The 19,766-nt window shown below is 67.3% G+C and carries 20 protein-coding genes and 1 riboswitch; of the genes, 16 read left to right on the top strand and 4 right to left on the bottom strand.

The features are described from left to right. Nucleotide 1: 1 nt before the first annotated feature. The 3 genes from CHB86_RS16920 to CHB86_RS16910 form a co-directional block, all read right to left on the bottom strand. The gene (locus CHB86_RS16920) at nt 2–949 is read right to left on the bottom strand and encodes a 1-phosphofructokinase family hexose kinase (RefSeq protein ID WP_089234272.1); all 948 of its coding nucleotides are present in this window, start codon (nt 947–949) and stop codon (nt 2–4) included. Nucleotides 950–1,211: 262 nt separating this feature from the next. Next, nucleotides 1,212–2,132: an MBL fold metallo-hydrolase gene (locus tag CHB86_RS16915; protein WP_089234271.1), complete on the bottom strand. Its 921-nt coding sequence runs from the start codon at nt 2,130–2,132 to the stop codon at nt 1,212–1,214. A 148-nt stretch (nt 2,133–2,280) separates the two neighbouring features. Beyond that, nucleotides 2,281–2,685: a metallopeptidase family protein gene (locus CHB86_RS16910; RefSeq protein ID WP_089234270.1), complete on the bottom strand. Its 405-nt coding sequence runs from the start codon at nt 2,683–2,685 to the stop codon at nt 2,281–2,283. An 81-nt stretch (nt 2,686–2,766) separates the two neighbouring features. Between CHB86_RS16910 and gltX the strand changes: the two genes are divergently transcribed. After that, nucleotides 2,767–4,086, top strand: a complete 1,320-nt coding sequence (gene gltX, locus CHB86_RS16905; RefSeq protein WP_089234269.1) for a glutamate--tRNA ligase — start codon at nt 2,767–2,769, stop codon at nt 4,084–4,086. 539 nt (nt 4,087–4,625) lie between these two features. Continuing rightward, on the top strand, nt 4,626–6,140 hold the full coding sequence (locus CHB86_RS16900; RefSeq protein WP_089234268.1) for a malonate--CoA ligase: 1,515 nt from the start codon (nt 4,626–4,628) through the stop codon (nt 6,138–6,140). Between the two features lie 92 nt (nt 6,141–6,232). Here CHB86_RS16900 and CHB86_RS16895 read toward each other — a convergent pair whose 3' ends face one another. Continuing rightward, complete coding sequence (locus tag CHB86_RS16895; RefSeq protein ID WP_089234267.1) at nt 6,233–7,342, bottom strand: CaiB/BaiF CoA transferase family protein; 1,110 nt, start codon at nt 7,340–7,342, stop codon at nt 6,233–6,235. A gap of 151 nt (nt 7,343–7,493) precedes the next feature. On the opposite strand from CHB86_RS16895, the gene CHB86_RS16890 reads away from it, so the two are divergent. The 14 genes from CHB86_RS16890 (at nt 7,494) to urtB (ending at nt 19,698) form a co-directional block, all read left to right on the top strand. After that, the gene (locus CHB86_RS16890) at nt 7,494–8,147 is read left to right on the top strand and encodes a 3-oxoacid CoA-transferase subunit A (protein ID WP_089234492.1); all 654 of its coding nucleotides are present in this window, start codon (nt 7,494–7,496) and stop codon (nt 8,145–8,147) included. Between the two features lies 1 nt (nt 8,148). Then, nucleotides 8,149–8,802, top strand: coding sequence for a 3-oxoacid CoA-transferase subunit B (locus CHB86_RS16885; protein WP_089234266.1), 654 nt, complete (start codon nt 8,149–8,151; stop codon nt 8,800–8,802). A gap of 74 nt (nt 8,803–8,876) precedes the next feature. Further along, nucleotides 8,877–8,971, top strand: a riboswitch (TPP riboswitch). 47 nt (nt 8,972–9,018) lie between these two features. Then, on the top strand, nt 9,019–9,807 hold the full coding sequence (gene thiM, locus CHB86_RS16880) for a hydroxyethylthiazole kinase (protein ID WP_089234265.1): 789 nt from the start codon (nt 9,019–9,021) through the stop codon (nt 9,805–9,807). Further along, complete coding sequence (thiE, locus tag CHB86_RS16875; protein WP_089234264.1) at nt 9,804–10,442, top strand: thiamine phosphate synthase; 639 nt, start codon at nt 9,804–9,806, stop codon at nt 10,440–10,442. Before thiM ends, thiE begins: the two co-directional genes overlap by 4 nt. Further along, nucleotides 10,439–11,254 carry a bifunctional hydroxymethylpyrimidine kinase/phosphomethylpyrimidine kinase gene (thiD, locus tag CHB86_RS16870; RefSeq protein WP_089234263.1) on the top strand — a complete coding sequence of 272 codons (816 nt, stop codon included), beginning with the start codon at nt 10,439–10,441 and terminating at the stop codon, nt 11,252–11,254. The genes thiE and thiD overlap by 4 nt, the downstream gene beginning before the upstream one ends. A gap of 18 nt (nt 11,255–11,272) precedes the next feature. Continuing rightward, complete coding sequence (locus CHB86_RS16865; RefSeq protein WP_089234262.1) at nt 11,273–12,208, top strand: ABC transporter substrate-binding protein; 936 nt, start codon at nt 11,273–11,275, stop codon at nt 12,206–12,208. After that, the gene (locus CHB86_RS16860) at nt 12,205–12,930 is read left to right on the top strand and encodes an ABC transporter ATP-binding protein (RefSeq protein WP_089234261.1); all 726 of its coding nucleotides are present in this window, start codon (nt 12,205–12,207) and stop codon (nt 12,928–12,930) included. Before CHB86_RS16865 ends, CHB86_RS16860 begins: the two co-directional genes overlap by 4 nt. Beyond that, nucleotides 12,930–13,667, top strand: coding sequence for an ABC transporter permease (locus tag CHB86_RS16855; RefSeq protein ID WP_089234260.1), 738 nt, complete (start codon nt 12,930–12,932; stop codon nt 13,665–13,667). Before CHB86_RS16860 ends, CHB86_RS16855 begins: the two co-directional genes overlap by 1 nt. Before the next feature lie 101 nt (nt 13,668–13,768). Continuing rightward, on the top strand, nt 13,769–14,008 hold the full coding sequence (locus CHB86_RS16850) for a hypothetical protein (protein WP_089234259.1): 240 nt from the start codon (nt 13,769–13,771) through the stop codon (nt 14,006–14,008). 29 nt (nt 14,009–14,037) lie between these two features. Continuing rightward, nucleotides 14,038–15,171: an AI-2E family transporter gene (locus CHB86_RS16845; protein ID WP_245838059.1), complete on the top strand. Its 1,134-nt coding sequence runs from the start codon at nt 14,038–14,040 to the stop codon at nt 15,169–15,171. 3 nt (nt 15,172–15,174) lie between these two features. Further along, nucleotides 15,175–15,504 carry a hypothetical protein gene (locus CHB86_RS16840; protein WP_089234257.1) on the top strand — a complete coding sequence of 110 codons (330 nt, stop codon included), beginning with the start codon at nt 15,175–15,177 and terminating at the stop codon, nt 15,502–15,504. 13 nt (nt 15,505–15,517) lie between these two features. Next, nucleotides 15,518–15,979 carry a phage holin family protein gene (locus tag CHB86_RS16835; RefSeq protein WP_176442911.1) on the top strand — a complete coding sequence of 154 codons (462 nt, stop codon included), beginning with the start codon at nt 15,518–15,520 and terminating at the stop codon, nt 15,977–15,979. 388 nt (nt 15,980–16,367) lie between these two features. Beyond that, nucleotides 16,368–17,642 carry an urea ABC transporter substrate-binding protein gene (gene urtA / locus CHB86_RS16830; protein WP_089234255.1) on the top strand — a complete coding sequence of 425 codons (1,275 nt, stop codon included), beginning with the start codon at nt 16,368–16,370 and terminating at the stop codon, nt 17,640–17,642. A 73-nt stretch (nt 17,643–17,715) separates the two neighbouring features. Continuing rightward, a complete protein-coding gene (urtB, locus tag CHB86_RS16825; RefSeq protein ID WP_089234254.1) occupies nt 17,716–19,698 on the top strand; it encodes an urea ABC transporter permease subunit UrtB in 1,983 nt (660 codons plus the stop codon). Nucleotides 19,699–19,766 lie beyond the last annotated feature (68 nt).

Here is a 19,766-nt window from a genome sequence, read left to right as displayed (position 1 = left end):
GTCAGAGCTCGATCAGCTTGCATTGCGGCAGCAGCCGCTCCACGTCCTCGCCCCGGCACAGCTGGGTCGCCTCGGTGGTGACGGCGGCGGAAGCAGCAGCGGCACCGTAGCGGGCGGCCTCCTGGATCGAGTTGCCCCGCGACAGGCTGAGGGCGAAGCCGCCGACATAGCTGTCGCCCGCGCCGACCTTGGAGACGACCTCCACCTTGGCGGCGGTCGCGAGCCAGGAGCCTTCGGGCGTGGTCAGCACCGACCCTTCGGAGCCACGGGCGAAGATGATGTTCTGCGCCACGCCCTTCTCGATGAGACCGCGCGAGAAGGCGGCCGTGTCGGCCGGCGTCGCCAGCTTGTGCCCGGCAAGGCCCTCGGCTTCCTCGTCGTCCGACCGCAGCAGGAACGGGGGCGAGTTGTGGTCCTCGACGATCCGGCGCAGCGCCGGTCCGGAAGTATCCACGATCAGCCGCGCGCCGGCATGGCTGATCGCGGCGGACAGGGATTCCTCGAAATCGAGCGGCACGCCCGGGGGCTGGCTGCCCGACAGGATGATCAGCCCGTCCTTCGGCGCATTCTGCACCGTCGTCGTGATCGCGAGGCGCACATGGTTCTCTTCCCACGGCGGCCCGGGCAGGACATAGCGATACTGCAGCCCGGTTTCCTTGCAATTCACCACCACGCTGGCCCGGGTCTCGCCGGGGGAGGGGATGGTGATCGTGGGAATGCCTTCCGACGCCAGCAGGTCGAGCAGGCGGTTGCCGTTGTGCCCGCCGGCCGCGACGATGGCGGTTGCGTTGCCGCCCATGTGCCGGATGGCCCGCGCCACGTTGATCCCGCCGCCGCCGGGGTCGACTTGCGGTTCGGTGCAGCGCAGCTTCACATCAGGCACGACCTTGTCGGTCTCGGTGTTGATGTCGAGCGCTGGATTCAGGGTGATCGTGAGGATATCCGACACGGTGGCCTCTCCCTTCGGCGCAATGTTTGCGCCCACACTGCGCATTCAGCGCAATGATGCAACCGCATAAGTGTCGCGCTGCCCGACCCTCACGCAGATCGGCTATACCTTGTGCACATTGATGCTGGACGACTCATCCGGGGGGCGATCGAGGCCCCGGCGCGATGGGGCGCCGGACGTGCCGTCCGGGAACGGCGAGCGGTGTCAGGTGGCCGCGGCCCGTCCGCGCCACGCGACGCGGACGGGCCGAAGCGAAGCGCGATCAGGTCAGCTGGTAGGTGACCGGGACATAGTGGAACCCGTCGCCGCGGGTTTCGACGAAGCCGGCGGCCGGGAAGGGCATGTGGTAGCCGATCACCGGGATCCGGTCGGTGGCGGCCATGCCAAGCACGCGGCGGCGGGTTTCGGCGGCCATCGCCTTGTCGGCGTCGAACCGCACTTCCCAGTCCGGGTAGGCGAGCGACCAGACGTAGTGGTTCGCGAGGTCGGCCATGAGCAGCATCTGGCTGCCGCCGCTTTCGAGCATGTAGGCCATGTGGCCCGGCGTATGACCGGCGGCCGCGACTGCGGTGATGCCGGAGGCAACGGAATCGCCATCGGCAAGGAAGCTCATCTTTTCGGAGAGCGGTTTGACCTTGGTGTCGAAACCTTCATTGCCGGCAGCGGCCCAGTGGTCGTATTCCGCCTGGCCAGTGATGTAGGCGGCGTTGGCGAAGGTCTCCTTGCCGTCTTCCATCAGGCCGCCGATGTGGTCGCCATGCATGTGGGTCAGGACAACGTGCGTGACGTCCTCCGGAGCGACCCCGGCTTCAGCCAGGGCACCGGTGATCCCGGCGGGGTTCAGGCCGGTGTCGAAGAGGATCACGTTCTCGCCGGTGCGGACGAGGGTCGGCGTGAAGTAGAACTGCGCCGCGTTGGTGGGGATGAAATTCTCCCTGCTGACCTTTTCGAATTCCTCGGCATCGACGTTCAGGCCGAAGATCGATTGCGGCTCTTCCCGCATGGCGCTGCCGGACAACAGCGTGGTCACCTGCATGTCCCCGACGCGGAAGCCGCGGGCGCGGCTCATGGCCAGTGGGGCCGCATCGGCCTGCTGGGCCGAGACCTTGAGCGGGGCTGCGATCGCAACCGGCGCGGCGAGTGTCGAAAGAAGAGCGGTGCGGCGGGTAAGCTTTGCAGTCATATGGGAATCTCCTGTTCTGCGCTTCCTGGCAGCATTACGGTCAGGAGCCCGGAATGGATCAACAGCGATCTGGCCGTGCAAGATCAAGTCTGCGTGGGCTTTGGTAATACATCGGATGTCCGGTCAGCGACGCCGTCGCTCGGGCCGGTTATTCCCACCAGTGGTCGATCCGGGCGATATCCTTGTCGGACCATCCGAAGTGGTGCGCGAATTCGTGCACCACGATGTGGCTGACCAGTTCGGCGAGGGGCACGTTCCCGCGCTCGATCCATTCCTCGAGGATCGCGCGGCGGAACAGCCAGATCATGTCCGGCTGCGTGGGCTGGTCCATGACCGACCGCTCGGTCATCGGGATGCCGTCGTAGAGCCCGGTCAGCTCGAAGGGGTCGTCGATCTCGAGGTCCTCGAGCATCTCGTCGTCGGCGAGTTCCTCGACCTGGATCACCACCGCGCGAGCGGGGAAGTCGAACGGCTGCGGAAAGGCCTTGCGTGCCTCCTCCGCGAGGGCCGCAATATCCTCGACGCTTGGCGCGTTAGCGGTGGTCCAGTCCATGCCTCTTCCCCATCTTCCGGTGCCTCCGGTATGGACAAGAACTCTCCCCTGTGGAAGAGGGCGCGCAACAGGAGAGAGAGAATGACCGTCACACGCTTCGCCCCGTCGCCCACCGGATATCTGCATGTGGGCAACCTGCGCACTGCATTGTTCAACTGGCTGATCGCGCGCAAGGCCGGCGGCACCTTCATCCTGCGGCTCGATGATACCGACCCGGAGCGGTCCAAGCAGGAATATGCGGACGGCATCCGCGAGGACCTCGAATGGCTCGGCCTGACCTGGGACCGCGAGGAGACCCAGTCGGCCCGCCTCGACCGCTACGCCGCCGCCGCCGACGAGCTGCGCGAGAGAAAGCGGTTCTACGAGTGTTTCGAGACGCCGACCGAGCTCGACCTGAAGCGCAAGAAGCAGCTCAACATGGGCAAGCCCCCGGTCTACGACCGTGCGGCGCTGTCGCTGAGCGAGGACGAGAAGGCCGCGCTCCGTGCGGAGCGGCCCGGGCACTGGCGCTTCCTGCTCGACCAGGAGCGGATCGAGTGGAACGACGGCATCCTCGGCGACATTTCGATCGACGCGGCCTCGGTCTCCGACCCCGTGCTGATCCGCGGCGACGGGCAGGTGCTCTACACGCTGGCCTCGGTGGTCGACGACACGGAGATGGGCATCACCCACGTCGTGCGCGGCTCCGACCACGTCACCAACACCGCGACCCAGATCCAGATCATCGAGGCGCTCGGCGGCACGGTTCCGGCCTTCGCGCACCATTCGCTGCTGACCGGCCCGCAGGGCGAGGCGCTGAGCAAGCGGCTCGGCACCCTGGCGCTGCGCGATCTGCGCGATCGCGGCGTCGAGCCGCTGGCGCTGCTGTCGCTGATGGCCCGGCTGGGGTCCTCCGACCCGGTGGAGCTGCGCAGCAGCCACCAGGAGCTGATCGACGGGTTCGAGCTGTCGCATTTCGGCGCCGCGCCAACCAAGTTCGACGTCGAGGATGTCTGGCCGCTGACCGCCCGCTACCTGCATGGCCTGCCGAAAGAAGAGGTCGCGAGCGAGATCGCAGCGCTTGGCGTGCCGGGGGAGATGGCGGAGCGCTTCTGGAACGTCGTGCGCGAAAACATCGGGACCCGTGCCGAAATGGCCGCGTGGTGGGAGATCCTTTCCAAAGGTGCGGAGGCGCAGGTCGAACCCGAGGATGCTGAGTTCGTGCGCACCGCACTGGACCTGCTCCCGCCGCTGCCCTTCGATGACAGCACCTGGGCGAACTGGACTGCGGAGGTCAAGGCTGCGACCGGGCGCAAGGGCAAGGGGCTTTTCATGCCGCTGCGCAAGGCGCTCACCGGCCGCGCGCGCGGTCCGGAGATGGCGGATTTCCTGCCTCTGATGCAGGCATTGCCGCGTCTCTAGGGGGTTACGCGGATGCGCAGGGAATGCCCGTTGCGCATCCGCAACATGCTGCATCGCAGCGGCGTATCGACCTTGAGCAGGGAATTGCCTCCACAAAGTTATCCACACGACTCGCGGCCGCATTGATGCGGACCTTCGCCGTTCCGAAGCGACCCCATGTCGCGAAATGAGCGAGCCGCACCTCGTTTTTTCCGCGAAAAATTATTCTGATTCAGGGGCTTGTCGGGGTGGATCCCTAGGGTGAGCATTGGCAATCCTGAATGTGTTTTATTCCCAGTGACCGTGCGTCACTCGATGCGGCTCGCGGGACAAGTTGGTCGAATTAGTTATCAACATGCCTTTGTTGCCGACCCGCCGGGGTCGTTCGTTGCGTGAGCTATGCCATTGACGCAATGGTTGGACTTGCCGGGAGAGGTTGGTCGGGCTGGGGCCGGGGGGCGCGGCGAAGCGACCCGGTCGGGAGTGCATTCCGCCGCCTTGCCCTGAGAGGGGGGGCGGGGGTAGGTGTCGGGCATCTCCAGCCACCCAAAGGCCCGCCGATGCCCAATCCGCTGCACGACGCCCTTCTTGCGCCTCATGTCGACAGGGACACGCCCTTCCTGATCCTCGGCGACGGAACTGTCCTGACGCACGGCAGGTTTCTCGCCACCGCTGCCCGATACGCCCATGCTCTGGATGCCGCCGGCTTGAAGCCGGGAGACCGACTGGCCGTTCAGGTGGACAAGTCGCCCGAAGCGCTGGCCGTCTACGCGGCCTGCATCATGGCGGGCATCGTGTTTCTGCCGCTGAACACCGGCTATACGCCGCGCGAGGTCTGCTATTTCGTCGAGAATTCGGGCGCCGCGATGGTGCTCGGGCGATCGGATGCGCGCGAGGAATTGCACCGCGACTGCGACCGGATGGCGGTGCGCTACGAGACGCTGGAGGCCGATGGAACCGGCAGTTTCCCCGATCTCGCCGCGGGGCTGCCCGAGCATTTCGAGCCCTGTGACCGCAGCGACGACGATCTGGCCGCGCTGCTCTACAGCTCGGGCACCACCGGGCTCTCCAAGGGCACGATGCTGAGCCAGCGCAACCTTCTGTCCAATGCCCGGGTGCTCAAGGAGGCCTGGCGTTTCACTGCCGAGGACGTGCTGATCCACGCGCTGCCGATCTTTCACGGCAACGGGCTTTTCGTCGCTGCGAACGTCATGCTGCTGGCCGGCGGGTCCATGATCTTTCTGCCGCGGTTCGATCTGAACGCGGTGCTCGAGGCCCTGCCGCAGGCCACGAGCCTGATGGGGGTGCCGACCTTCTACACGCGGCTGCTGGACCACCCCGGCTTCACACGGGAGCGCTGCGCCAACATGCGGCTGTTCATTACGGGCTCCAGGCCGATGCTGCCCGAGACGCACCGCGCGTTCGAGGAACGCACGGGGCATCGGATCATCCAGCGCTACGGGACGACCGAGACCAACGTGAACACGTCCAACCCCTACGAGGGGGAGCGCCGTGCCGGGACCGTGGGCCTGCCGCTGCCCGGGGTGGAATTGCGCATCACCGATCCCGACAGCGGCGACACGCTGCCCGTGGGCGAGGCCGGCATGATCGAGGTGCGGGGTGCGAACGTCTTCCAGGGCTACTGGCGGATGCCGGAGAAAACTGCCGAGGAGTTGCGGCCGGACGGGTTCTTCATCACCGGCGATCTCGGTGTGCAGGGCGAGGACGGTTACGTGACGATCGTCGGTCGCGGCAAGGACCTGATCATTTCCGGCGGCTTCAATGTCTATCCGGTGGACGTGGAGCAGGTGCTGGACGAGCAGCCGGGGGTGCTGGAGAGCGCGGTGATCGGCGCGCCGCATCCCGACCTGGGCGAGAGCGTCGTGGCGGTGCTGGTGCCGGAGGCCGGTGCCAAGCTCGACGTGCTCGATATCGAGGCGGAGATCGGAGGCCGGCTGGCGCGGTTCAAGCAGCCGCGGCATTACGTGATTGTCGACGAGCTGCCGCGCAATTCCATGGGCAAGGTGCAGAAAAAGCTGCTGCGTCAGACCTACGAGGATGTGTTCCGCGGCTGAGGCGCCCAGCCGCGCGTTCGCGGCGGGTTCGGGAGCCTCCGGCGGGGATATTTCGGGACAGCAGAAGACGGACGCCGCGCGCGGTTCCGGCGTCAGTCAGGTTCTGGCAGCGTCGGGGCGCTTCGGTCGAGGGCGAGCTCGGCCTCGGAGAAGACCCAGGGACCGCGCACGCCGGGGATGCCTTCGGGGGTGATCCGGAGGCCACGGGCGATGACCTGCGGGTCCTCGAACACGGCGGCCATGTCGTTGATCGGCCCTGCGGGGACGGTGGCGGCCTCCAGTGCCGCGAGCAGGTCCGCGCCGGGGCGGGCTGCCGTGAGGGGCTCGAGGAAGGCGGTGAGCGCTTCGCGGTTGGCGACACGGGCCGGGTTGGTGGCGTAATGCGGATGCTCGGCGAGCGCCGGCTGACCGAGGACCTCGCAGAAGCGGCGGAACTGGCCGTCGTTGCCGACCGCCACGATGATATGGCCGTCGGAGGTCGGGAAGACCTGGTAGGGCACGATGTTGGGATGCGCGTTGCCGCGGCGCTCGGGGGCGATGCCGGTGGCGAGACAGTTCATCGCCTGGTTGGCCATCATCGCTGTGGCGCAATCGAGCAGGGCAAGGTCGATGTGCTGGCCGCGCCCGGTGCTGTGACGCTGTTCGATCGCCGCGAGGATACCGATCGCGCCGTAGAGCCCGGTGACGATGTCGGTCACGGCGACGCCGACCTTCTGCGGCTGCCGGTCGGGTTCTCCGGTGACCGACATCAGGCCGGACATGCCCTGGATCAGGAAATCGTAGCCGGCGCGCGCGGCATAGGGGCCGGTCTGGCCGAAGCCTGTGATCGAGCAGTAGACGAGGCGCGGGTTCAGGTCGCGCAGGCTCGCATAGTCGAGCCCGTACTTTGCGAGGCCGCCGACCTTGAAGTTCTCGATCAGAATGTCGGCGTCCCGCACCAGTGCGCGGACCTGTTCCTGGCCTTCCGGGGTGCGGAAATCGGCGGTGACGGAGCGCTTCCCGCGGTTGGCGGCGTAGAAGTAGGCGGCGGACCGGTCGCCGTCGCGCTCGATGAAGGGCGGACCCCAGCGGCGGGTGTCGTCTCCCTCCGGCGCCTCGACCTTGATCACCTCGGCGCCGAGGTCCGCCAGCGCCTGGCCGATCCAGGGGCCGGCGAGGATGCGGGCGAGTTCGACGACTTTCAGGCCGTGGAGCGGTGTCATGGCGGTCCTCGTGCTGCTGTTCGACCGGTTCTGGAGCATCGTCCGGCTGCCCGCAAGTTGCGACATGCTGTCTATGACATGGCAGGGTCATCTCGGACCATTATCGGCGGAGCGACTGCCGGCATGCGGCCGGACCTCAGAGGAGCAGGTGATGAAGAGAGCCACGAAGGTCGAGGCGGCCGCGGAGCTGATCCCCGAGGGATCGACGCTCCTGATCGGCGGATTCATGGGGGTGGGCAGCCCGCATCGTCTGATCGATGCGCTGGTGGAGCGCGGCGTCGGCGGCTTCACAGTGGTCGCCAACGACACCGCCATGCCCGGCACCGGGATCGGCAAGCTGGTGACGGCGGGGCTGATTGCGCGGGCCGTTGTCAGCCACATCGGGCTGAACCCCGAGACCCAGGCCAAGATGATCTCCGGCGAGATCGACGTCGACCTGGTGCCGCAGGGTACTCTGGTCGAGCGGATCCGCGCGGGCGGCGTCGGGCTGGGCGGGGTGTTGACGGCGACGGGTCTCGGCACGCCGGTCGAGGAGGGCAAGCAGGTGGTCGAGGTCGAGGGTAGGCGTTTCCTGCTGGAGATCCCGATCCGCGGCGACTTCGCCCTGATCGCGGCGAAATCGGCCGACTACAAGGGAAACCTCGAATATTCGCTGACCGCCCATAACTTCAACCCGGTGATGGCTCTCGCCGCCGATACGGTGATTGCAGAGCCGCACACGATCCTGCCGGTCGGGGCCATTCCACCGGATGCCGTCAAGACGCCCGGCGTGCTGGTCGATCACCTTCTGGAACGGGAGCACTGAGATGGACGCCAAGGAGATCATTGCCCGCCGGGTCGCCCTCGAGGTGAAGGACGGCATGCTGGTGAACCTCGGGATCGGACTGCCCTCGATGGTGGCCAATTTCCTGCCGGACGACGTGGACGTCTTCTTTCAGGCCGAGAACGGGGTGATCGGCCTCGGGGCGCGACCGCCGGAGGGGATGGAGGATGCCGACCTGACCGATGCCGGCGGCGCCTTCGTCACAGCGGTGCCTGGCGCGGCGTCGATCGATTCGGCGATGTCCTTCGGGCTGATCCGTGGCGGCCACCTGGACATGACGGTGCTTGGCGGGCTGCAGGTGGACGAGCGCGGCTACCTCGCCAACTGGATGGTTCCGGGCAAGATGGTGCCGGGCATGGGCGGCGCGATGGATCTCGTGGCCGGCGCCAAGCGCGTTGTCGTGGCGATGGTCCACACCCAGAAGGGCAAGCCCAAGATCGTGCCGGAATGCACGCTGCCGCTGACGGCGCTGCGCCGGATCAGCCTCATCGTGACCGAGATGGCGGTGATCCAGCCCACCGAGGAGGGCCTGGTGCTTCGCGAGGTCGGGCCCGGCGTGACCGTCGAGCAGGTGCAGGAAGCGACCTCCGCGAACCTTATCGTGCAGGACGTGGTCCAGGAGATGAAACTCGCCTGAGGGCCCGCCGCCGGGAATCTCGGGACTGCACGGATTGCCCCGTGACAACCGCGGGGCAATCTGTTCTTGTCCGGCACCATCGACAGGGGCGTCCGCGCGAGCGGTCTGAGAAGCACCCTTTGAACCTGAACCAGATGATGCTGGCGGAGGGAGTCGGGAGCGGACAGGCGTAGACCCTCCAATTCCCGCTTTGCCTCCGTCCCAGGAGGCAGACAGATGACATCCCCGTCCCGATCGCTCGAGGCCATGCGCGCCGGCGCGCCATTGGTGCAGTGCATCACCAACTATGTCGCGATGAACTTCGCCGCCAACGTGCTGCTCGCCGCCGGCGCGGCGCCGGCGATGGTGCATGACGCCGAGGAATCGGGGGAGTTCGCGGCAGTTGCCGGGGCGCTGACGGTGAACATCGGCACGCTGAGCCCGCGATGGGTTGCGGGCATGGTCGAGGCGATTGACGGTGCGACGGGGGCGGGCAAGCCCTGGGTGCTTGATCCGGTTGCCTGTTTCGCGACCGGTCTGCGCCGCGAGACGACGACGAAGCTGATGCAACTTCGGCCGACGATCGTGCGCGGCAACGCCTCGGAGATCCTGGCGATCGCCGGGGAGAGCAGCAGCGGGCAGGGGGTCGATGCCGGCGACAGCGTGCAGGCGGCAGAGGCGGCGGCGCGCAAGGTGGCGCAGGAGGCCGGATCGGTCGTCGCCGTGACCGGCGCGGTCGATTTCGTGACCGACGGGGCGCGCGGGGTCTGGATCAGCGGCGGCTCGCCATTGATGCCGCGCGTGACGGCGACTGGCTGTGCGCTGACCTGCCTCGTCGGTGCTTATGCGGCGGTGGTGGAGGATCCGCTGGACGCCACCGTGGGCGCGCTGGCGCATTTCGCGGTGGCCGGGGAGATGGCGGGCGACGGAGTGTCCGGACCCGGCAGTTTTTCCGCGGCCTTCCTCGATGCCCTGATGGCTGTCGGGCCCGAGAGCCTCGGCGCGGCGCGGGTACGCGCGGCATGAGGCGCGCGCTCGATCTTTCAGTCTATCTCGTGCTGGACCCGGATCTCTGCGGTGCGACCGGTATGGTCGAGACGGCACGGGCGGCGGCGGCCGGCGGTGTGCGCACGGTCCAGCTGCGCCACAAGATGGCGACCACAGCGGAGCGGATCGCGCTTGGCCGCGAGCTTCAGGCGGCGCTTGCCGGCAGCGGCGCGCATCTTGTGGTAAACGACGACGTCGAGGCCGCAGTCGCGCTCGGCGCTGACGGGCTTCACGTGGGGCAGGGCGATCTTGCCCCGGTCGCTGCGCGCGCCGCCATCGGGCCGGACATGGTGCTGGGGCTTTCTGTCGAGACCGAGGCCCACGTCCGCGCCGTCGACCCCGTGCTGGTGGATTACCTCGGCGCCGGGCCGGTCTTCGGCACGGCGACCAAGCCCGATCACGCCGAGCCCATCGGGTTTGACGGGCTGGCGCGGATGGTGGCGCTGTCGGCGGTGCCGGCCGTCGCCATAGGCGGGCTGGAAGCACGCCACGCGGCAGAGGTTCTGCGGGCCGGAGCGGCGGGGCTGGCCGTGGTCTCCGCGATCTGCGGCAAGCCCGACCCGGAAGAGGCGGCACGCGGGCTGCTCGCGGCCGTGAGCGAGGGCATGGCATGAGCGTTGCAACGGCTCTGAGCATCGCCGGTTCCGACCCGTCGGGCGGCGCCGGCATCCAGGCGGATCTCAAGGCGTTCTCGGCGCGCGGTGTCTACGGCATGGCCGCCCTTACCGCGTTGACGGCCCAGAACACGACTGGCGTCAGCGGAGTGCACCTGGTGCCGCCGGGTTTCGTGGCGCAGCAGATCGCCGCGATCCTCGACGACATCCGCGTCGATGCGATCAAGATCGGTATGATCGCGGGCGCGGAGATCGCCGAGGCCGTGGCCGATGCCATCGCGGGGTTCGCAGGGCCGGTGGTGCTCGACCCGGTGATGGTGGCAAAGGGCGGACACCCGCTCTTGCCGGAAGATGCGGTGGGCAGCCTGCGGTCCCGGCTTCTGCCGCGGGCCACCCTGCTCACCCCCAACCTGCCGGAAGCGGCGGCGCTGCTCGGCTGCGATGTGGCCGATACCCGCGCCGAGATGGAGCGCCAGGCCAAGGCGCTGCTTGGGCTCGGCCCCGAGGCGGTGTTGCTCAAGGGCGGTCATCTCGGGGGCGGAGCGAGCCCGGACCTGCTCGCCTCGGGCAACGAAACCATCTGGCTCGAAGGGCCGAGGGTGCCCACGGCCAACACGCACGGAACCGGCTGCACGCTCTCTTCCGCGCTCGCCGCGGAGCTGGCGAAGCGACGTGAGCTCCCGGAGGCCGTCGCTACCGTCAAGGCATGGCTGACCGGCGCAATTGCCGGCGCCGACGACCTCGGCGTCGGGCATGGCCATGGACCGAGCCACCATTTCCACGCACTCTGGCCGCTGGCCGGAGACCTCTGATCTTCAAGGAGACGCAAGATGCGCAAGCTTTCCTTCGTTCTCGCGCTGATGGCGGCCGGACCGGCCGCGGCGGCCGACAAGATGACCGTCGTGCTCGACTGGTTCATCAATCCGGACCACGGGCCGATCATCGTCGCCCGGGAAAAGGGCTTCTTTGCCGAGCAGGACCTGGAGGTCGAGATCATCGCGCCTTCCGATCCCTCGGAGCCGCCCAAGATGGCCGCGGCGGGCCGCGCCGACATCGCCATCGACTACCAGTACCAGCTGCACCTCGCCGTCGCCAACGGCCTGCCGCTGCGCCGGGTCGGTACGCTGATCGGCACGCCGCTGAACTGCCTGTTGGTGCTGGAGGACGGCCCGGTCGCGGAAATCGCCGACCTGAAGGGCCGCAAGATCGGGTATTCCGTGGCCGGGGTCGAAGAGGCGCTGCTCGGCAAGATCCTCGGCAATGCCGGGCTGACGCTCGACGACGTGGAATTGGTCAACGTCAACTGGTCGCTCTCGCCCGCGCTGATGGCCGGGCAGGTCGACGCGGTGATCGGGGCTTTCCGCAACTTCGAGCTCAACCAGATGGAGATCGAGGAGGTGCCCGGTCGTTGCTTCTACCTCGAGGAAGAGGGGCTGCCGCCCTATGACGAGCTGATCTACGTCGCCAATCCGGAACTGATGGACAAGGACAAGGTGTTGCGTTTCCTCGAAGCCACCGAACAGGCGACCCATTTCATCGTGAACCACCCCGAGGAGGCATGGGAGGTGTTCTCCGGCACCGCGAAGGAACTCAGGGACGAGCTGAACGAGAAGGCCTGGGCCGATACCTGGCCGCGCTTCTCGCTGGCGCCCGCCGGGCTCGACGCGGGGCGTTATGCCCGGTTCGAGGCGTTCCTTCAGGAAACCGGCATGGTCGAGGGGCGGCGGCTCGTCTCCGAGATCGCGGTCGATCTCGGGGCCGAATGACGCCGGCGCCCGGGATCACGCTTGTCGGTGGCGCCAGCTTCGGCGCGGCGCCGCTCTTTCCGCCGGTCCATCTGGAGATCGACGCCGGCTCGTGGTCCTGTCTGCTGGGCCCCTCGGGCTGCGGGAAGACCACCATCCTGCGGCTGATCGCGGGGCTCGAGACCGGCGTCGATTTCGACGGGCAGGTGCGGGCCAGCGACGGCCGTCCGATCGCCGGGCGCGTGGCCTACATGGCGCAGACCGACCTGCTGCTGCCCTGGCTCGACGTGCTGGGCAACGTGACGCTCGGGGCGCGGCTGCGCGGACAGGTGCCGGAAACCGAGGCGGCGACCGAACTGGTGGCGCGGCTCGGCCTTGCGGCGCACGCCCACAAGCGGCCCGGGCAGCTTTCGGGTGGGCAGCGGCAGCGCGTGGCGCTAGCGCGGACGCTGATGGAGGACCGGCCGATCGTGCTGCTCGACGAGCCGTTCTCGGCGCTCGACGCACGGACACGGGCCGAGATGCAGGATCTCGCCGCCGAGACTCTGGAGGGCCGCACCGTGCTTCTCGTCACCCATGATCCGGGGGAGGCGGCGCGGCTGGGCGACCGGGTGTTCCTGATGGGCGCGAAGGGGATGGTCGAGGCCGTGCCGCCGGCGCTGCCCGCGATCCGACCGGCGGCGGACCCGGAGACGCTCGCGTTCCAGGGGCGCCTGCTGGCGGCGCTCCGGGAGCCCGCGTGATGGCCGGGCCGGTGCGTGGGCTCGCGGCGGGGGCTGTCTTCGTCCTGCTCTGGCAGGCGCTGGTGACGCTGGCCGACATACCGCCCTTCATTCTTCCGGGACCGGTGCGGGTGGTCGAGGCCCTGTGGAGCAACCTCGGCCTGATCGGCTGGCACGCCGGGATCACCCTGACCGAGGTGCTGGCCGGGCTGGCGCTTGGCGCGGGGCTTGGCGCGGCAACGGCAATCGTGCTCGCGGTCTCGCCGGCGGCGCGCTACCTCGTGCGCCCGGCGCTGGTGGCGACCCAATCCCTCCCGGTCTTCGCGCTGGCGCCGATCCTGACGCTCTGGATGGGCTACGGCATCTGGTCGAAGGTCGTGATGACGGTGCTCATCATCTACTTCCCCGTCGCCTCCGCCTTCTTCGACGGCCTGATGCGGACCCCGCCCGGCTGGCTCGACCTTGGCCGGACCATGGGCGCGACACCGGCGCGCCTGCTCTGGCGGATCCAGGTGCCGGCGGCGATCCCGTCGCTCGCATCGGGGCTCAGGCTGGCAGCTGTCTACGCTCCGATCGGGGCGGTGATCGGCGAATGGGTCGGCGCGTCCGGCGGTCTTGGCTACCTGATGCTGCTGGCCAACGGCCGGGTGAAGACCGACCTGATGTTCGCCGCGCTGCTGGTGCTGGCGGCGCTGGCGCTGCTGCTGCATCGCGGGGTCGGCTGGGCCTGCGACCGGCTGGAGGCGCGGCTCGACTGAAACGCCCTGCGCTTGACTCGCGACAGGCGATTTCCGACCCTCCTGACTGGTGTTCGCCGGGGAACTGCATATCTGTTCCCCATGGGAGAAAGGAGTTCGCCATGGCTGATCTCGAGAAGCTGAAGGAAGATCTCAAGCGCGCACGCGACGAGATGCGGCTGCAGTTGCACCTCGCGAGCAAGGAAGCCGAGGATGAATGGACGGAGCTGACCGGCGAGTGGGACAAGTTCCTGAGCCGGTCGCAGTTCGACCGCTCCACCGAGGAGGTCGGGGAGGCGGCCCGTCAGCTCGGCCTGCGCATGAAGGATGCCTATGACCGCATGAAGAAGGCGGTCGACTGATCCTCATGGCGGAGGAGCGCCCCGCCTCCGTGGACAGTACCCTCCGCCGCAGCGCCGGCACGCTGGAATTCTGGCGCGACCTGCTGCTCGTCATGGTGCTTGCGATCTATGGCCTCGTGAAGGGGGCGGCTTTTTTGTTGCCGCTGACCTTCGCGGTGCTGGTGTTCGTCCTGCTGGTGGCGGTGATCGACCGGATCGCCGCCATCCGCATCGGCCCGGTGCAGGTGCCGATCTGGATCGCTCATCTTGCCGGCGTGATGGTCGTGCTGTCCGGCTTCCTCGTCATCGGGTTGATCCTGTCGAGCCAGGGGGAGCAGGTCTCCGAGGCGATCCCGCGATATGCCGAGAGGTTCGACGGACTGGCTTCCGGCATCGTGTCGCTGATCGGCGACGAGAACGCCGAGTCCCTGCGCGAGGCATTGGCGGAGATCGACATGGGCGGCTGGGCCGTGAGCGCGCTGTCGTCGGCCCAGGGGTTCCTGGCGGGGCTCTTCCTCGTGATCCTCTACGTGCCTTTCATGCTGGCCGAACGCGGGCCAATGAAGCGCAAGTTCCCCATCGCCGCGCCAGACCGCAAGACCGGGCTCGAAGTGCGCTCCGTCGTCCAGTCGATCTCGGTCGGCCTGCAACGCTATCTCATCGTCAAGACCTTCGTCTCTGTCCTCACCGGGCTGTTCAGCTACGCGATCTTCAAGCCCATGGGGCTCGATTTCGCCGAGACCTGGGCGGTTCTGGCCTTTGCGCTGAACTTCATTCCCTCGATCGGCTCGATCCTCGGCGTGGTGCTGCCCGCGCTGGTGGCTTTGGTGCAGTTCGACACCATCACGCCCTTCCTGGTGATCGCGATCGGTTGCGGGACGATCCAGTTCTCCATCGGCAACATCCTCGAGCCGTCGATCACCGGGCGCTCGCTCAACCTCTCGCCCTTCCTCGTCATCCTCTCGCTGACCTTCTGGACGACGATCTGGGGGGTGGCGGGGGCGCTCTTGTCGGTGCCGATCATGGTTGGCATGCTGATCGTGTTCGCCCATGTGCCGGGACTGCGATGGTTGGCCGTGCTGATGTCGCGCGACGGGCAACTGGCCGTCAACACCAGGGCGGAAGCGGTTTCGGAGGGGATGCGGTCGACACAGGCCCTGCCCGACGAAGCGATGGGGGAGTGAGACATGCCGACAAGAACCGAACTCGTCGCGGAACTCGAGGCGCTGCGGCGCGAACTGGCCGAAGCGCGGGCACAGGCCGGTCAGCCGGAGCCTGAACAGGCCGGCACGCCGGACGAAAGCCCCGAAGAGGAAACCGGGGAGGAAACCGGGCAGGAAACCGGGGAGGCCCACGCCTCGCCGCTCTCCTGGGCGATATCGCAACTGGAAGACACCGAACTCGACACGCTGGCAAAGCAGTTCATCGCCGAACTGGAGGACCTGCACCATGACAAGCCGCTGGTGACCGTCTTCGCGGCGTTCGTGCTCGGCTATGTTCTGGGTCGGGCCCGTTGAAGGAGAGCCGCACATGAGCCGTATCACGCGCAACGCCGCCATAGCCATCCGGATGGAAAAACTCATCGCCCGTCGCGAGGTGGCCGCGGTCGGTCGCCAGATCGGCATGACCGCCGCCGCGGGAATCCTTGGAGCCGTCGGGCTGATCATGCTGAACGTCGCAGGCTATCTCGCGCTCGCGGCCCGGCTGGAGCCCTGGCTCGCCGCGCTGATCGTGGCCATCGTCAACCTTGCGCTTGCGGCCCTGTTGTTGCTGGTCGCCCGGAACGTCAGCGCCGACGGGGATGTCGAGGCCGCCCGTGAAGTGCGGGACTTGGCCCTGTCCGATCTGGAGGGCGAGGTCGTCGACGCTGCGGCCGAAGTCCAGGGGTTGGCGAACGACCTGAGGACCGTCGCGCGCAATCCTCTGAGCGCGGCCGGGCTGACGGCGCTGGTGCCCCTGCTGACCCTCATTCTGAAGAATCTGAAGAAGTAGCCCGCCCCGGGGCCGGCCGCGGCGAGGCCCACCCGGTCGTGCCGGAGGCCCCGAATTCGTGGCTATTTGACTCTCTTTTGCTCACAAATTGATCACGGCTCCGTGAAATCAGCGTTCAAATCGCGCATTTTTCGGCGTTCGGCGTCCTGTGGTCGGATTGATGTGCCTAACATTTGCGCAACGCACGGCGGTTGCCTCTTATCTCCTCCAGCCGCGGCTCACAGCCAGACGCGGCAGATCAGATGGGTCCAGGGGGGGGCAACTCTCTGCGATCTCAACAACAGGAAACCGGTGGTGCGGTCCGGCAGGAACGACGCTCGGCGCCTCAGTGCGCCGACCGAAAAGGGTGCCGTCCTCACACCGACAAGCGACAGGGATTCCGTTCATCATGAAACTTCGTATGACCTCCGCGCTGGTTGGCGCTCTGGCCTTTGCGACCAGCGCCATGGCCCAGGACGACACCATCAAGATCGGCGTGCTGCACTCGCTGTCCGGCACGATGGCGATCTCGGAGACGACGCTGAAGGACACCATGCTGATGCTGATCGACGAGCAGAACGCCAAGGGCGGCGTGCTCGGCAAGCAGCTCGAAGCCGTGGTCGTCGACCCGGCCTCCGACTGGCCGCTGTTCGCCGAGAAGGCGCGCGAGCTGATCACCGTCGAAGGTGTCGACGTGATGTTCGGCTGCTGGACCTCGGTGTCGCGCAAGTCGGTCCTGCCGGTCATCGAGGAGCTGAACGGCCTGCTGTTCTACCCCGTGCAGTACGAGGGTGAGGAAAGCTCGAAGAACGTGTTCTACACCGGCGCCGCTCCCAACCAGCAGGCGATTCCGGCAACCGACTACTTCCTGGAGGAACTGGGCGTCGAGAAATTCGCGCTGCTCGGCACCGACTACGTGTACCCGCGCACGACCAACAACATTCTGGAATCCTACCTCAAGGACAAGGGGATCGCCGAAGAGGATATCTTCGTGAACTACACCCCCTTCGGCCATTCCGACTGGTCCAAGATCGTCTCCGATGTCGTGGCGCTCGGCGCCGACGGCAAGAAGGTCGGCGTGATCTCCACCATCAACGGCGATGCCAACATCGGTTTCTACAAGGAACTGGCCGCCCAGGGCGTCTCCGCCGACGACATCCCCGTCGTGGCCTTCTCCGTGGGTGAGGAAGAGCTCTCGGGTCTCGACACCTCCAACCTCGTCGGCCACCTGGCCGCCTGGAACTACTTCCAGTCCGCCGAATCCGAGCTGAACGACGAGTTCATCTCCGCCTGGAAGGCGCGCATGGGCGAGGATCGTGTGACCAACGACCCGATGGAAGCCCACTTCATCGGCTTCAACATGTGGGTCAACGCCGTCGAAGAGGCCGGCACCACCGACGTCGACGCCGTCTCCGCCGCCATGATCGGCCAGGAATACCCGAACCTGACCGGCTCCACCGCCACCATGCTGCCGAACCACCACCTGACCAAGCCGGTGCTGATCGGCGAGATCCTCGAAGACGGCCAGTTCGACATCATCTCCGAGACCGATCCGGTTCCGGGCGACGCCTGGACCGACTTCCTGCCGGAATCGGCGGTGCTCAAGTCCGACTGGGCGGATCTTGGCTGCGGCATGTACAACACCGAGACCGAGACCTGCGTGCAGATGAAGTCCAACTACTGATCCGCCGCAGATCAGATCGACAGACGGGAAGGGCGTTCGCGCCCTTCCACTTCCTCTCCGGGCGCAGGCAGCGATGATACGATACCTACTGGCAGCATTTGCTGCCCTGATGCTCTGTGCCGGCGTGTCGGCCGCGCAGGAAAGCCAGGACGGCTCCGCACAGGTCAGTCCGATCCAGGCGCTGCTCCAGGAGCACGCCGCGCTGATCGAGAAGGCGTCCCGCCGGACCATCGAGCCCGCGATCGCCGCGCTTCGTGACAGCGGATTGCCCGAAGCCCGCGCCGTCCTCGAGAACTGGCAGGCCAAGGAACTCTGGCAACGCAAGGAGGACGGCCTGTTCTTCTTTGCCGAGGAGATCGACCGCTCGACCTATCGCCTGATCGAGATCGACGGCGGCGCCCCGGTGGGGGAATACGCGAAATCCGACATCGACCAGCTCAAGCCCAACTCGGGCGTCCGCGGCCTGATCGCAGCGGCGCTGGTGCAGTTCCAGCTGATGGACCCGAACCCGGCCAAGCGGGCCGAAGCGCTCGACGCGATTCAGCGCGATCCCGAGCCGGACCACCTGCCGGCCCTTCTGGGCGCGCTGGAAACCGAGACCGACCCCGGGATACGCGCCCGCGAGGAGCGCCTCGTCCGCCTGCTGACCATCACCTACGGGGATGACGAGGCCGCCCGCGTCGAGGCGATCAACAGTTTCGCCGGCGATCTCGGGGTCGATGCCCGCGCCGCGCTGAACCCGCTTCTCGCCACCCGCCGGGAAGCCGTGGCAGGGGACCTCCCCACGGATCTGAACATCGCGCGCGAGCTGAAGCCCGGAAGCGAGGAGCTCAGCGAAGCCGCCGCCTATTCCCTGCTCGTCGACAACGACCTCGCGCCCGCGCGCATCAGCGCGGCCGACAGGCGTGCCGCACTGGAAACCAATATCGAGGGCGGCCGTGTCGGCGGCGTCCCGGTGGGCCAACTCGACACCGAGGAGGCGCGCGACCGTGCCTATGCCGCGCTGGCGCAGGCCGGGATCGTTCCGCCGACCGCCACCGCGGCGGACCTGGCTGCCGCGCTCGACGCACATGTCTTTTTCGACCGGTACCTTGAGCCGTCCACCGCCATCACCGATGCCGCCGAAGCCGCGCTGGCCCGCATGAACCTGCGCGTCGGTCTCAACCAGGCCCTCGATCTGACGCTCGACGCGCTTTCGCTTGCCTCGATCTACTTCCTCGCCGCCATCGGCCTCGCCATCACCTTCGGCGTGATGGGGGTGATCAACATGGCGCATGGCGAGTTCATCATGATGGGGGCCTATACAGGCTACGTCGTGCAGCAGATCGTGCCGAATTACACCGTCTCGATCCTGGTCGCCCTGCCGCTCGCCTTCGCCGTCACCTTCGCCGCAGGCGTAGCTATGGAGCGGCTGGTGATCCGCTGGCTCTACAACCGCCCGCTGGAGACGCTTCTGGCCACCTTCGGCATCTCGATCGCGCTGCAGCAGCTCGCCAAGAACATCTTCGGCACCCAGGCCCGTCCGCTCACCTCGCCCGGCTGGCTCGACGGCGCGCTGGTGCTGAACGATGTCGTCTCGATCAGCTACATCCGCATCGCGATCTTCGTGCTCGCCCTGCTGTTCCTCGGCGTGTTCCTCTTCATCATGCGCCGCACGCGGCTTGGACTCGAGGTCCGCGCGGTTACCCAGAACCCGCGTATGGCGGCCTCGATGGGCATCAACCCGGACCGCATCAACATGCTGACCTTCGGGCTTGGCTCCGGGATCGCCGGCATCGCCGGTGTCGCCATCGGGCTCTACGCCAAGGTCACCTCCGAGCTCGGCTCCGACTACATCGTCCAGAGCTTCATGACCGTCGTCGTCGGCGGTGTCGGCAACATCTGGGGCACGCTGCTCGGCGCCACCATGATCGGCTTCCTGCAGAAGGGCATCGAATGGCTCAACCCGTCGAACACGCTCGCGGCCCAGACCTACATGATCATCTTCATCATCATCTTCATTCAGTTCCGGCCGCGCGGGATCATCGCGCTCAAGGGCCGGGCGGCGGGAGACTGATCATGCGAAACCAGACCGTCACTTCTTCTGTCCGTAAATATCCCGGAGCGTGCGGGGGGCCGGCCCCC

Origin of the sequence: Tropicimonas sediminicola (genome assembly GCF_900188335.1) — a bacterium.
Lineage (GTDB): Bacteria > Pseudomonadota > Alphaproteobacteria > Rhodobacterales > Rhodobacteraceae > Tropicimonas > Tropicimonas sediminicola.
Note: the sequence above shows the minus strand (reverse complement) of the source record. Positions and strands in the feature narration are given on the sequence as shown.